Source organism: Zymobacter palmae (assembly GCF_003610015.1).
In the GTDB taxonomy this organism is placed as follows: Bacteria; Pseudomonadota; Gammaproteobacteria; order Pseudomonadales; family Halomonadaceae; genus Zymobacter; species Zymobacter palmae.
This window is the reverse complement of the sequence record NZ_AP018933.1, coordinates 2,457,050-2,470,918: the sequence shown is the minus strand read 5'-3', so window position 1 is coordinate 2,470,918 and position 13,869 is coordinate 2,457,050. Positions and strand designations below refer to the sequence as shown.

The following is a 13,869-nucleotide window of genomic DNA, read 5'->3' as shown; positions in this document are numbered from 1 at the left end:
AATGCGGAACACGGTTTCTAGGCGTTCAGGCATCTTCGAATATACAGAATCAACACGGGATTGTGACCTTGCAAAATCAGGAAATTATTGCCGGCCTTAAAGCAAAATTCGCCGAACATCGCATCGTTTTCTGGCACGATCCCGATAAGCGTTTCCTCGAAGAGCTGGGCAACCTCGAACTGGAGAACGTAACGTTGCTCGATATGACAGATCAGTCACAGTTAGCGATTAAAAAGCGCATTGAAATTGATGAGCCTGAACAGCAGTTTTTGCTGTGGTTCCCTCACGATGTGCCCCCAAAAGAGTTCGACTGGCTGCTGGATATTCGTCTTTACAGTACGGAGTTCCACGCCGATTTCGCCGCCATCACGTTGAATACGTTAGGCATTCCGCAGCTTGGCCTACGCGAGTACATTCAACGGCGGAAGGCATTTTTCAGCATTAAACGTCTTTCTTCCCTAAAAGGCCTGGTCACTGAGCAGGAAAACGAGGCCTCTCTTGATAAGAAAATGGTTGCGGTCATCGCTGGCGTAAAAACAGCAAAAACGGAAGAGATTCTGTTCAGCCTGATTACCCAGTACGTTAATCAGCAGAAAGATGATGACAGTGGCCTCGAAAACACGCTGGCGATGCTGAAACGCCACAATCTTGAAGGCGTGCTGTGGGACATTCTGAATCAGGAAATGGGCTATCAGGCTGAATATCCTTCGCTGGAAAACCTGATCCTCAAACTGTTCTGTACCGATCTTTCCGCACAGGCTGATCCGCAGGAACGCGAATGGCTGGAAAAAAACGTGCTGACCACGCCGTCAGGCAGAGCCTCCGCTCTGGCCTTTATGGTCACCTGGCGCGCCGACCGTCGCTACAAAGAAGCCTATGATTATTGCGCACAGCAGATGCAGGATGCGCTGCGACCAGAAGACCAGTACCGTCTCAGCTCGCCATATGATCTGCATGAGTGCGAAACTACGCAGAGCATTGAACAGACCATCATTCATGCACTGGTGACGCAGCTTCTGGAAGAAAGCACCACGCTTGACCGTGAAGCCTTCAAGAAGCTTTTGTCCGAACGCCAGAGCAAATACTGGTGCCAGACGCGTCAGGAATACTACGCCATCTATGACGCGCTTCGTCAGGCTGAGCGGCTGCTGAATCTGCGTAATCGTCATATTGACGGTTTTCACTATCAGGATAGCGCAACGTTCTGGAAAGCGTACTGCGAAGAGCTGTTCCGCTTTGACCAGGCTTACCGCCTGTTTAACGAATACGCGCTATTGGTTCACAGCAAAGGCGCAATGATCCTGAAAAGCCTGGATGACTATATCGAGGCGCTGTATTCCAACTGGTACCTGGCAGAATTAAGCCGGAGCTGGAATAAGGTTCTGGAAACCGAAAACCGTATGCAGGAGTGGCGTATTGCGGGCGTTCCACGGCAGCAGAACTTCTACAATGAGGTGGTTAAGCCGCAGTTTAACAATCCGCAGATCAAGCGCGTGTTCGTGATTATCTCCGATGCACTGCGTTATGAAGTGGCAGAAGAGCTGGGCAACCAGATCAATACTGAAAAACGCTTTACTGCCGAACTGCGTTCCCAGTTAGGTGTGTTACCCAGCTATACCCAGCTGGGCATGGCGGCATTACTACCTCATGACGAGATGTGCTACCAGGCGGGTAATGGTGACATCGTTTATGCGGACGGGTTATCCACGTCAGGTACGCCTAACCGCGATACCATCCTTAAGAAATATAAAGGGATGGCAGTAAAATCGGACGATGTGCTGAAATGGAAAAATCAGCAAGGACGGGATCTTATTCGCAATTACAACGTTGTTTATATCTGGCATAACACCATTGATGCCATGGGTGACAGCGCATCGACGGAGGAGAAGACCTTCGAAGCATGCCACAACGCGGTGGTTGAACTGAAGGATTTAGTGACCCGTGTGATAAACCGTCTCCACGGTACACGCATTATCGTCACGGCAGATCACGGCTTCCTGTTCCAGCAGCAACCCCTTTCCGGGCAGGATAAAACAACGCTGCAGATTAAGCCAGACAATACAATTAAAAACCACAAACGTTTTATTATCGGCCGTCAGCTTCCTGCCGATGATTTTTGCTGGAAAGGAAAAGTGGCGGATACCGCAGGTGTCAGCGATAACAGCGAATTCCTAATCCCAAAAGGGATCCAGCGTTTCCATTTCTTGGGCGGCGCGCGATTTGTGCATGGTGGTGCCATGCTGCAGGAAGTCTGCGTTCCTGTATTGCAGGTAAAAGCGTTGCAGAAAACGGCTGCTGAGAAGCATCCTCAGCGTCGTCCGGTAGACATCGTGAGCTACCGTCCGCTGATCAAACTCGTCAATAACATTGATAAGGTCAGCCTGCTGCAAACCCATCCGGTAGGTGAATTATACGAAGCACGAACTCTGAACATCTTCATCGTCGATAACGCCAATAATGTGGTATCCGGTAAAGAGCGAATCTGCTTTGACAGCGATAACAACACAATGGAAAAACGTGTGCGTGACGTTACGCTGAAGCTGATTGGCGCGAATTTTAATCGTCGTAATGAATACTGGCTGATACTCGAAGATGCACAAACGGAAACGGGTTACCAGAAGTACCCTGTGATTATCGATCTGGCATTTCAGGATGATTTCTTTTAAGTGAGGCGATATGCAAACCTATCATGACCTACCCGTTCTAGCTGTATCCGAAGGGGAACTCGTCGCAGAAGGTTACGATCTGGACGCCTTACTGAATCAGCATTTTCGCGGCCGCGTGGTGCGTAAAGATTTGACTAAGCAGCTCAAGGAAGGGGCTAATGTCCCGATCTATGTGCTGGAGTACCTGCTCGGTATGTACTGCGCTTCCGACGATGAACAGATCGTCGAGCAAGGCTTAAAAAATGTTAAGCGCATTCTGGCTGATAATTACGTTCGGCCTGATGAAGCAGAGAAGGTGAAATCGCTCATCCGTGAGCGAGGATCCTACAAAATCATCGATAAAGTGTCGGTAAAGCTCAATCAGAAGAAAGACGTTTACGAAGCCCAGCTCTCCAACCTTGGCATTAAAGATGCACTAGTTTCGCCACAGATGGTCAAGGACAATGAGAAGCTGTTGACCGGTGGTATCTGGTGTATGATCACCGTGAACTACTTCTTTGAGGAAGGACAAAAAACGTCTCCCTTCTCTCTGATGACACTTAAACCTATCCAGATGCCCAATATGGACATGGACGAGGTGTTTGCCGCTCGTACCCACTTCCACCGCGACCAGTGGATTGATGTCCTGCTACGCTCCGTGGGTATGGAGCCTGCCAACATTGAGCAGCGAACAAAGTGGCATCTGATTACCCGCATGATCCCTTTCGTGGAAAACAACTACAACGTCTGCGAACTGGGCCCACGCGGCACCGGTAAAAGCCACGTCTATAAAGAATGTTCGCCAAACTCACTGTTAGTTTCCGGCGGGCAAACCACGGTAGCAAACCTGTTTTACAACATGGCCAGCCGCCAGATTGGCTTAGTAGGTATGTGGGACGTGGTTGCGTTTGATGAGGTGGCGGGGATCACCTTTAAAGACAAAGACGGTGTGCAAATCATGAAAGATTACATGGCGTCTGGCTCGTTTTCGCGCGGCAGGGATTCGATTGAAGGTAAAGCATCGATGGTGTTCGTTGGCAACATTAATCAAAGCGTCGAGACATTAGTCAAAACTAGCCATTTATTAGCCCCTTTCCCTACTACGATGATCGATACAGCATTTTTCGACCGCTTCCATGCTTATATTCCTGGCTGGGAAATCCCGAAAATGCGTCCGGAATTCTTTACCAATCGCTATGGCCTTATCACAGATTATCTCGCCGAATACATGCGGGAAATGCGTAAGCGCAGCTTCTCCGATGCGATTGATAAGTTCTATAAATTGGGCAATAACCTCAACCAGCGCGACGTTATCGCGGTAAGGCGCACGGTTTCAGGTTTATTGAAATTGCTGCATCCTAATGGCGCCTACAGCAAAGAGGACGTCCGGGTTTGCCTGACCTACGCCATAGAAGCCCGCCGCCGAATCAAAGAGCAGCTTAAAAAGCTAGGCGGGCTAGAATTCTTTGATGTGAACTTCAGTTATATTGATAACGAAACGCTGGAAGAATTCTTTGTCAGCGTACCAGAACAGGGCGGCAGCGAATTGATTCCTGCTGGCATGCCGAAACCTGGCGTTGTGCATTTGGTTACGCAAGCGGAAAGTGGCATGACGGGTCTGTATCGCTTCGAAACTCAGATGACCGCAGGCAATGGTAAGCATAGTGTTTCTGGTCTGGGATCAAGCACCTCGGCTAAAGAAGCTATCCGGGTTGGGTTTGACTATTTTAAAGGCAACCTCAGCCGCATTAGTGCGACAGCAAAATTTTCCGAACATGAGTACCACCTGCACGTAGTCGAATTGCACAATACCGGACCAAGTACTGCGACGAGTCTTGCCGCGCTGATTGCGCTGTGTTCCGTTTTACTGGCGAAACCAGTCCAAGAACAAATGGTTGTGTTAGGTAGCATGACGCTCGGTGGAGTGATCAACCCCGTTCAGGATCTGGCTGCAACCTTACAACTAGCCTTTGACAGTGGTGCAAAAAAGGTACTTTTGCCGATGTCTTCCGCAGTAGATATTCCGACTGTGCCTGCAGAGTTGTTTACCAAATTCCAAGTGAGTTTTTACTCTGAACCTGTAGATGCAGTTTATAAAGCGTTGGGAGTAAACTGAATATATCGACCTCGATCGAGTACAAGAAGGGCCGCTTCGAGGCGAAAATTCAGGCTAAAATTACGTCTGCTACGTTTGGTCACAATATTATATATTTTGACTATGAGGCGATGGGCAGCTGAATAATGTGATAACGCTGTAGTAATTTTAACGTGTAACACAGTATCCTGGATACTCTTATTTAAAATAGACACTTGTCACAATTTTAATTGTACAAGTTTTTATACGTGGAGATTGCCGGTTCTGAGTGCAACACCCTAGTTATTTAGTGAGTGACCGCCTTTTTATTTTCCTCTGCCAGCATCACCTTTGTTAATTGCTCTATCGGGCACGTGAACCCAAAGGACGCATGTTCAGCGATAACGCGATCTCATCCAGCTCTGCTTGGCTGTGCACTGACAAGTCTGTTCTCTTTGGTAAAATGCTGGCGGATCAAGCCATTGATGTTCTCGTTAGCACCGCGCTGCCAAGGGCTGTGGGGATCACAGAAGTAGATGTCAACGCCCATATTCTGGGTAATTTCAGCATAGCGGGCCATCTCTTTCCCCTGATCATATGTCATCGTCTTGCGTAGTGAGAGTAGCATCCGATTCAGTGCGGCACTGAACCCCTCCTCGGCGGCCGTGGCCGTCGCGCCGTTCATTTTGACCAGCATCACATAGCCACTGGTCAACTCCACCAGCGTACCTACCGCTGAAGCATTACCTTTACCTTTGATCAGATCGCCTTCCCAATGTCCCGGAATAACGCGCTTATCGACCTCTGGCGGCCGCAGGTGAATGCTGACCCGTTCCGGGATCTGGCCGCGTCGATCAACGCCGCCTATTCGTGGTTTCCGTTGGCTTCGGCCATGGCGAAGACAGTGAATCAGCTCATGACGCAACTGCCCGACAGGCAAGGCATAAATGGCAGTGTAGATCGTTTCTTTGCACACATAGGCGTCGCGTAATGAGGGAATATCCATGGTCTTTAACTGGCCTGCGATCTGCTCAGGAGAAAGGTACTTTTTGAGCATGTGGGTGATCAGTTCGAAGCGTCCTGTGCCCGGCAATAGCTTACGCTTGGGGCGGCATAATACGCGGCGTTAGTGTCGATTATCCTGCGTTTTATTCGCTTGATACTGCTGGCGAAAACGCGCATGGTGGCGCACTTTACGGCTAATGGTGGAGGGTGCACGCTTGAGAAGCTTTGCGATGGCTCGAAAACTCATCTGTTGAGCAAGAGCGACCTGTAACGTGGACCGTTCGGTCATGGTAAGTTCGTAGTAGGATATGGACAACACCTTATCGTATTAATGCGTTAAGGTGTTGCAATCAGAATTGGTGACGGCCGACTGAAAACGGCCCTGTGAAGCAGCCATATGCACGAACAAGCATTACAAACGAAGAAGGCGTGGATTTGCTGTCGTGTTTGCTCGGAGACGATGGCGGATGTGGACATTATATCGAAGATATCGATGACGGCTTGCAGAGTATCAGCTTGGCCAAGGCTAATCGAGGGAGAACGTTTGATTGGGCACGTCACAGCTGGGCAGTAGAGTTCAAGGGTGAAAGCGCCCGCATATATTCACTGTATGACGAAAAGTATGACGTGGTGATGCACCTCAATGATTTCGAAGTAGCATTGAAAAGTTGGCGAGCTTTTGTGTCACCGGCAAAGTAGTGACGCTGGATTTTTTTGGGTTTATTCCCGGTGCAATGGCTGCAAATATGCGGCTATTGAAGGGTTATCAAAGTACATACCGAAGTGAAGATGCAAACAGAAAATTGCCGGAAGGGAAAACAATAGAGATGTGGTGCCCCCATCAGGATTTGAACCTGAGACCTTTCCCTTAGGAGGGGAACGCTCTATCCAGCTGAGCTATAGGGGCATGTCATCGAGCCACGCATTATAGGCATTTCAGGGGAGGGGGGTAAAGGGGTGGCTGGTGCGCGCGCGGCGCAACCGCTAGAATCTCGCCTTTTGATACGTCCTCCCTCCATTCCTTATCAGGCAGACTGCCATGACGCTTCACCGCCACGACCGCCATTTCGATGGCATGGCCGACAAGTTCGAACGCAGCATGTACGGTGCATCGCGCGGGCAGCTTCGGCTATCGCTGTTGCAGGAGGGGCTCAGTGAAGAGTGGCCACAGGCACGCGCACCGCTGCTGGATATCGGCGCGGGACTGGGGCATATGGCGGAATGGGCGGTCGATGAGGGCTATCCAGTCACGATGGTCGAGCCGTCTGCCGAGATGCTTGAACGCGCACAGCAGCGTTTGGCTGGGCGCGAACAGGCAGCCTATCAATGCGACCTGCAGCATGCGCTCGCCACCGTGGGTGGGCCGTGGCCGCGCATCTTCTGTCATGCCGTGCTGGAATGGATGGCTGACCCTTACGCAGCGTTTCCGATACTGGGGCAACTGCTGGCCCCCGGTGGTTATCTGTCGCTGATGGCTTATAACCGCGACGGACTGATCATGTCGAACGTAGTGAAGGGCAACCTAGCGCGCGTCCAGAAGGGCGAGTTGGCAGGACGAGGCACTCGCCAGCGTCTGACGCCCATTTCCCCGCTGAGTCATGATCGTATCGTCGAGGCGTTGGCGGCAGAAGGTTTGGAAATCGTCAGTGTGACCGGCATCCGTGTGTTCCATGATTATCTACGCGAACGTCATCCTGACGAACACACCCTTGAGCAGCTTTTCGATCTTGAGCGCCGCTATGCCCGCGTCGAGCCGTTCTGGCGGCTGGGACGCTATCTTCACTATATCGTGCGGCGCCCTGCGTCCTAAACATTCATGGCCGAGCGTCATCGCGCTGTCATCAAGACCGTGCTTTAGTGAATGCAACGGCTACTTCTCATTTTATGCAAGGATACCGTGATGAGCTTTTCATCCCCGATGTGTCAGCTGTTGGGGCGCCATGACACACTGGCGTGCGCCGATCACCTCTGGATAGATCCCCCCTTCGAACCGGCGCTGGCGGGTAGTGGTGTTGCCATTTGGACCACCGATGTCGGTCATGCCGAACGCTATCGCCAGCTGGGGCTGCAGGTTCACGAAGGTTTGGACGTGCCAGCGGATATCGCCGATTACGCAGGTGTATTGCTGTTCTGGCCCAAGAGTGTGGCGCTGGGGCAGTGGTGGCTGGATACGCTGTGCGCGGCACTGCCCGATGGTCACCGGCTCGCGCTGGTGGGCGAGCAGCAAGGGGGCATCAAGCGTGTCAGCAAGCTACTGCAGGCGATGGACATGATGGCGGTGAAGGAAGACAACGCTCGCCGTTGTGCACTTTTTGCCACTCGCGTCGTGGCTCGTCCTCAACAGGACGACGGCTGGATGGAGTTCGAGGCACTGGGCATGCGGTTGGCCTCGCACCCCGGTGTCTTCGGGCACGGCAAGCTGGATGAAGGGACGGCCATGCTGCTGGGGTCGTTGCCCGACAAGCTGCGTGGTAGTGTGCTGGATGTAGGCTGTGGCGGCGGCATCATCAGTGCCGTGCTGGCGAAGAAAGGGCTAGAGGTCACTGCCGTCGACGTCAGTCATTTTGCGCTGGAAGCCACGCGTCGTACGCTGGCGCTCAACGGTGTGACCGCAACGGTATTGGGCAGCGATATGCTGGGCAGTGTTGAAGGGCGTTTCGACACCCTTATCAGCAACCCGCCGTTCCATCAGGCGCGCGATGTCGATATCGGCCCAGCGTTGACGCTGTTCGATCAGGCACCGGATCACCTGTACCGCCACGGAGTCGTGTTCATCGTAGCGAACAGCTTCCTGCCTTATAGAAGCGCACTAGAAGATCAGTTCTCGCAAGTGGAAGACGTGACTGGCAATGGTCGTTTCCGTGTCTATCGCGCAGCACTGCCGCACCGGTTTGCTCGCTAGCCGCTATTGGTGAGTTCCTGCCGTATGCAACAGCGCCCCGCGCTCGGGTTACCGAGGCGGGGCGCTGGCGTTTGGAGGCCGGTCTAGACCTTTGACAGCTTGCGGAACAGCATCATGACGATGTGACCACCGACGGCACCGATCACTGCGATCAAAACGCCCATCCAGCTGAACTGCTGCTCGGGGAACAGGCCCACGATAGAGGCCAAAAAGCACAGTACTACCGCCCCCAAAGCCCCCATGCCCATGCTGCCCAGAAAGCCGACGTTGAGCGCTCTGGGTGTGATCGCCCCCATGATCAGACCGACGATCATACCGGTTGCCAGCCAGGAAATAATATCCATATCGTTCTCCTCGAACAGTGCACACGCCTGACGAGGCGCAGTCTGTGTTGTTACTTGAGTGATATTGTAGGCTATATTGAAGCCAGATCGAAGTCAGGGCTGTACGCGGCGGAAGGTCAGGTTATAGCGATAAGGCCCCGTCAGCGAATGATGACCGTCCTTCAATGGCCGTATGCCATGAAAGCGTAGTCGGTCAGTGCCGCCCCATACCACTACATCACCGTGCAGTAGCGGTACATCGATAACGGGCGACTGCCGCGTCGGGCCGCCAAACATGAAGCGGGCGGGTAAGCCCAGCGACAGCGAGACGACTGGCCAGTCGAGAGTGGCTTCATCGCGATCCTGGTGCAGACCCATGCGTGCACCTGCGGCATAGCGGTTGATTAGCGCTGAATCGGGGATAAACCCGGGGTAGCCCGCCTCTTCGGCAAGGGTGCGAACCAATGTCAGCCAATGAGCGGGGATCGGCGACCATGGTAAGCCTGTCGCCGGATCGGTGGTGGTATAGCGATAGCCGTGTACGGCATCGCTGACCCAGCCATAGCGCCCGCAGCTTGCCGTGGCGACTGACATGGCATGGCCACCGCGTGTCACCATGTGTTGCAGTGGATGTTCTGCGGTCAGCGCTGTGATCTCCCGCATCAACGGGTTGGCCTGAGTATTCAGTCGCTGGCGCAGCAGCACCGATCCTGGCCCCAGTGCCTGGTGTTTCGGCAACCACGGTGCTTGATCTTCGAACAGATCATCCATCATGAGGGACTCCTTACCCATGGGGCAGTGGTGGGTGGCGATGAGGCAGGCCATGCAGCCGTAACGTGCAAGTGAAGCGAGCGTCATGCTTCGGAAGCATATCCGCTTGCCGGTGAAACCGTTAGAATGTGCTATCACCCTTTCAGGTTTCATCTGGCTCGACGCTGGATGAACACGATGATGAACCCAGGTAAGTTGCCATGCATTGTCCCTTCTGCGGTGCGCATGAAACCAAGGTCAGTGACTCTCGTCTGGTGGCGGAGGGCGATCAGGTTCGCCGACGCCGCCAGTGCTTGACGTGTCATGAGCGCTTTACGACGTACGAGACGGCCGAACTGGTCATGCCGAGAGTCATCAAGTCCAACGGCACCCGCGAGAGCTTCGATCCTGCCAAGCTGCGTGCCGGTATGACAAGGGCGCTCGAGAAGCGCCCCGTCAGCGTCGAGTCGATCGAAACGGCCATCGAACAGATCCGCCAGCGCCTGCGCGCGCGAGGCGAGCGTGAGATCAATGCCCGAGAGATCGGCGATGAGGTTATGAGCCAGCTGCGCCAACTCGACCAGGTGGCCTATATCCGCTTTGCATCGGTATATCGTCGCTTTCAGGATATCGACGAATTTCGCGCAGAAGTCGATCGTCTGCACGATGACGATCCCTCGGCCGAGCCTTCCCATGATGAATGACGATCACGATGTCCGCTGGATGCAGCGCGCGCTGCAGCTGGCGCGGCGCGGTTACTATAGTACGATGCCCAATCCGCGCGTTGGCTGCGTGCTGGTCAAGAACGGGCAGTGCGTCGGTGAAGGCTTCCATATCCGTGCCGGTGGGCCACATGCTGAAATTCATGCCCTGACGGCCGCAGGCGACCAAGCGGCAGGCGCGACGGCCTATGTCACGCTGGAACCGTGCTCGCATCATGGACGCACGGGTCCGTGTGCCGATGCGCTGATTCGAGCCGGTATCTCGCGGCTGGTCGTAGCGATGGCCGATCCTAATCCGCTGGTGGCAGGGCGAGGGCTGAACCGCTGCCGCGAGGCGGGCATTGACGTTCGCGTGGGTGTCTGTGAGCCCGAGGCTCAGCAACTCAACGCGGGGTTCGTACAGCGCATGCGGGACGGTCGTCCGCGGGTTATGCTCAAGCTGGCGATGAGTCTGGATGGCCGTACGGCAATGGCCAACGGTGAGTCGCAGTGGATCACTGGGCCTGCTGCTCGTAGTGAAGTGCAGCGCCTGCGTGCCGCTAGTGGCGCGATTGTGACCGGCATCGGTAGCGTCCTACAGGACGATAGTCGCCTGACCGTGCGCAACGATGAAGCGGGTCTCGGGCCTAACATCGAGCGGGCGGCACAGCCACCGCTGCGCGTTGTGATGGATACCCATCTGAGAACGCCGCCCACTGCGCGCATCCTTCAAGGCGACAGCGAAACGATCATCGTGACGTGTTCTACCGATCAGGTGCGCATTGCCGTGCTCGAAGCGCAAGGCGCAACCGTTTGGCAGCAGCCTAGCACCCAGGCGTTGGTTGATCCGGCAGCGCTGCTGGTACAGCTGGCGGACGAACGTCAGTGCAACGATGTGCTGCTCGAAGCGGGCGCAACGCTGGCCGGTAGCTGGTGGCAGGCTGGGCTTGTCGATGAACTGGTGTTGTTCATCGCGCCAGTGCTGCTGGGCAGCGAGGCTCGGCCTCTTATGGCGCTACCACTGCACGATATGTGTGAAAAGTATTCGCTGCGCGTTGAGCGGATGCGAGCCATTGGCAACGACTGGGTGGTCACGGCCGTGCCCGCAGGGCAAGGCAACCCACCACCGCAGCGCTAGCCGCATAGCGACCGTATTTCAGGAAGGGCTGCGGCCTTTCCTCTGGATTCATGGAGAAGACATATGCCATTGGCCACCATCGAAGAACTGGTCGCAGATATTGCACAAGGGCGAATGGTCATCCTGATGGATGACGAAGACCGCGAGAATGAAGGCGATATCATCATCGCCGGTGAATGTGTACAGTCCGAGCACATCAATTTTATGGCCCGCCATGCGCGTGGGCTGATCTGCCTGCCGCTGTCGAAGGCGCGTAGTAGCGAGCTCGGCCTCGACCTGATGGTGAAGGAAAACGGCTCTGGGTTCGGTACCAAATTCACCGTGTCCATTGAGGCTGCCACTGGCGTCACGACGGGTATCTCTGCAGCCGATCGCGCGCGCACTATTCAAGTGGCTTCCGCTCGCGGCGCACGTGCTAGCGATATCGTCCAGCCGGGTCATATCTTCCCGCTGATTGCGGAAGAAGGTGGTGTACTACGCCGTGCGGGGCATACTGAAGCGGCCTGCGATCTTGCGGTGATGGCCGGCTTCGAACCTGCCGCTGCGATCTGTGAGATCATGAACGACGATGGCACCATGGCTCGCCGCCCTGACCTCGAACGCTTTGCCGAAGAGCACGGCCTCAAAATGGGCACCATCTCTGATCTGATCCACTACCGCATTCTGCATGAGCGCACTGTAGTCGAAGAGCGTGTCGAAACCGTCGAAACGCTCTTCGGCCCGATGGCACTGCATATTTTTCGTGATGAAGTCATGGGCGTGCATCATATGGCGCTGGTCAAGGGGGCGCCGTCTCCTGACGCTGTTACGACCGTGCGCGTACACGTACAAGATACGTTGCGTGATGTGCTGGGACTGCGCTCGCCGGACGGCTCCCGCTGGTCAGGGCTTGAAGCGCTGCGTGCTGTTGCCGAAGCCGAACACGGTGTCTTCGTGCTGCTGGACGAAGCTTGCACCAACCCTGACTTGTCTACCCGCTTCGATATCTTCATGGGTCGCCGCCGCGTGCCGCGCGATAAGGCTTCCGATGGTGCAGGCAACTACCTGACGATCGGTACGGGATCGCAGGTGCTGCGTGCGCTAAACGTCGGCAAGATGCGCTTGCTCAGCTCGCCGTGGCGCTTCTCCGCGCTGTCCGGATTCGGGCTGGAAGTGGTTGAACAGCTCAGCAGTGATACCCCTGAAGGCGATCAGACGGTAGAATGACCGCCATTCATGCCATTCATCATGGCATGACCATCTTCGAACCTGCCTGATGGCCCCGTGCCGTCAGGCTTTCAGTGGCGCAGGAACTGCCTGCGCAAGTAGGACGAAAACACCATGAACCCCATTGCCCAAGTGGAAGGCCAGTTCATCGACGTCGATGCGCGCTATGCCATCGTGATCGGCCGTTTCAACCATCACGTCGTCGACACTCTGGTCGAAGGCGCTGTCGATAGCCTGGTACGTCACGGCGTTGACGAAGCCAACATTACGTTGATTCATGTCCCGGGTGCGTGGGAACTGCCGCTGGCGGTCAAGCGTGTCCTCAAGGCCGGCATGGCCGACGCCGTGATCGCACTCGGTGCCGTCATTCGCGGTGGCACGCCGCACTTTGAACACATTGCAGGCCAGTGCAACAGCGCGCTCAACACGCTGCAGCTCGAATTCGACACCCCGATCGCCAACGGTGTCCTGACGGTCAATACGATTGATCAAGCGATCGAACGCTCCGGCACGAAAGCGGGCAATAAAGGTACAGAAGCCGCTATGGCGGCGATGGAAATGGTGTCCCTGCTGCGTCAGCTGGACATGGGTATTGAAATGATGGAGCACGCCGAGTGAGCAGTAAATCCGAACGCAAGCCGTCTAAGGCACAGATCTCCCGTCACGCCGCACGCGAACTGGTCGTGCAAGGCCTGTATCAGTGGCAGATCAACCCTCGCCCGATTTCGGCGGTAGAGGCGGAGTTCCGCTCGCAGACAGCTGATGACGACATGCCCGAGCATGAAAACTGGGTTATGGTCATGGGCAAAGCCGATTTGGCGATGTTCCACTCGCTGCTACACGGCGTTGCCGCTGAGGCCGCGACGCTCGACAAAACGTTCGAGCCGCTACTGGATCGTAAGTTGGAAGAACTGGACGTCGTTGAACGCGCCATTCTGCGTCTGGGCACGTTTGAACTTATGCGTCGTCCTGAAGTACCGTACCGTGCTGTCATCAACGAAGCGGTCGAACTGACCAAATCCTTCGGGGCTGAAGACAGTCACAAGTACATCAACAGCATTCTCGACAAGCTGGCCGCCAAGCTGCGCAGTGTCGAAGTCGCCAACCGCCGTTGAGTGCTTGCCG

12 protein-coding genes, 1 tRNA gene and 1 pseudogene are annotated in these 13,869 nt (G+C 54.8%); 10 read left to right on the top strand and 4 right to left on the bottom strand.

Annotation, left to right across the window (positions count from 1 at the left end; all coding sequences use genetic code 11):
- Positions 1 to 68: 68 nt before the first annotated feature.
- Together pglZ and brxL are read left to right on the top strand one after the other, a co-directional pair.
- Complete coding sequence (gene pglZ / locus ZBT109_RS10980) at positions 69 to 2,666, top strand: BREX-1 system phosphatase PglZ type A (protein ID WP_027706210.1); 2,598 nt, start codon at positions 69 to 71, stop codon at positions 2,664 to 2,666.
- A gap of 10 nt (positions 2,667 to 2,676) precedes the next feature.
- Positions 2,677 to 4,761 carry a protease Lon-related BREX system protein BrxL gene (brxL, locus tag ZBT109_RS10975; protein ID WP_027706211.1) on the top strand — a complete coding sequence of 695 codons (2,085 nt, stop codon included), beginning with the start codon at positions 2,677 to 2,679 and terminating at the stop codon, positions 4,759 to 4,761.
- 265 nt (positions 4,762 to 5,026) lie between these two features.
- Here the strand turns inward: brxL and ZBT109_RS10970 are convergent.
- Positions 5,027 to 6,034, bottom strand: a pseudogene (locus ZBT109_RS10970) (IS30 family transposase).
- Between the two features lie 119 nt (positions 6,035 to 6,153).
- Here ZBT109_RS10970 and ZBT109_RS13890 point away from each other — a divergent pair.
- Positions 6,154 to 6,423, top strand: a complete 270-nt coding sequence (locus tag ZBT109_RS13890; protein WP_038279563.1) for a hypothetical protein — start codon at positions 6,154 to 6,156, stop codon at positions 6,421 to 6,423.
- A gap of 131 nt (positions 6,424 to 6,554) precedes the next feature.
- Here ZBT109_RS13890 and ZBT109_RS10960 read toward each other — a convergent pair.
- Positions 6,555 to 6,631 (bottom strand) — tRNA-Arg (locus ZBT109_RS10960).
- Positions 6,632 to 6,763: 132 nt separating this feature from the next.
- Between ZBT109_RS10960 and ZBT109_RS10955 the strand changes: the two genes are divergently transcribed.
- Both ZBT109_RS10955 and ZBT109_RS10950 read left to right on the top strand, forming a co-directional pair.
- Positions 6,764 to 7,534, top strand: coding sequence for a methyltransferase domain-containing protein (locus ZBT109_RS10955; protein ID WP_027706213.1), 771 nt, complete (start codon positions 6,764 to 6,766; stop codon positions 7,532 to 7,534).
- A 90-nt stretch (positions 7,535 to 7,624) separates the two neighbouring features.
- Positions 7,625 to 8,626, top strand: coding sequence for a methyltransferase (locus tag ZBT109_RS10950; RefSeq protein ID WP_027706214.1), 1,002 nt, complete (start codon positions 7,625 to 7,627; stop codon positions 8,624 to 8,626).
- A gap of 83 nt (positions 8,627 to 8,709) precedes the next feature.
- Here the strand turns inward: ZBT109_RS10950 and ZBT109_RS10945 are convergent, their stop codons facing one another.
- Positions 8,710 to 8,970, bottom strand: a complete 261-nt coding sequence (locus ZBT109_RS10945; RefSeq protein WP_027706215.1) for a GlsB/YeaQ/YmgE family stress response membrane protein — start codon at positions 8,968 to 8,970, stop codon at positions 8,710 to 8,712.
- 93 nt (positions 8,971 to 9,063) lie between these two features.
- Positions 9,064 to 9,723, bottom strand: a complete 660-nt coding sequence (alkB, locus tag ZBT109_RS10940) for a DNA oxidative demethylase AlkB (RefSeq protein WP_038279566.1) — start codon at positions 9,721 to 9,723, stop codon at positions 9,064 to 9,066.
- A 197-nt stretch (positions 9,724 to 9,920) separates the two neighbouring features.
- On the opposite strand from alkB, the gene nrdR reads away from it, so the two are divergent.
- From nrdR to nusB, 5 genes are all read left to right on the top strand, one after another.
- Entirely contained in the window at positions 9,921 to 10,403 is a 483-nt protein-coding gene (gene nrdR, locus ZBT109_RS10935; RefSeq protein WP_027706217.1) for a transcriptional regulator NrdR, read from the top strand.
- On the top strand, positions 10,393 to 11,538 hold the full coding sequence (gene ribD, locus ZBT109_RS10930; protein ID WP_027706218.1) for a bifunctional diaminohydroxyphosphoribosylaminopyrimidine deaminase/5-amino-6-(5-phosphoribosylamino)uracil reductase RibD: 1,146 nt from the start codon (positions 10,393 to 10,395) through the stop codon (positions 11,536 to 11,538). Before nrdR ends, ribD begins: the two co-directional genes overlap by 11 nt.
- Positions 11,539 to 11,601: 63 nt before the next feature.
- Positions 11,602 to 12,744 (top strand): 3,4-dihydroxy-2-butanone-4-phosphate synthase, encoded by a 1,143-nt coding sequence (ribB, locus tag ZBT109_RS10925; protein ID WP_038279569.1) that lies wholly within the window; start codon positions 11,602 to 11,604, stop codon positions 12,742 to 12,744.
- 114 nt (positions 12,745 to 12,858) lie between these two features.
- Entirely contained in the window at positions 12,859 to 13,362 is a 504-nt protein-coding gene (gene ribH, locus ZBT109_RS10920) for a 6,7-dimethyl-8-ribityllumazine synthase (RefSeq protein ID WP_027706220.1), read from the top strand.
- Entirely contained in the window at positions 13,359 to 13,859 is a 501-nt protein-coding gene (gene nusB / locus ZBT109_RS10915; RefSeq protein ID WP_027706221.1) for a transcription antitermination factor NusB, read from the top strand. The genes ribH and nusB overlap by 4 nt, the downstream gene beginning before the upstream one ends.
- Positions 13,860 to 13,869: the final 10 nt, after the last annotated feature.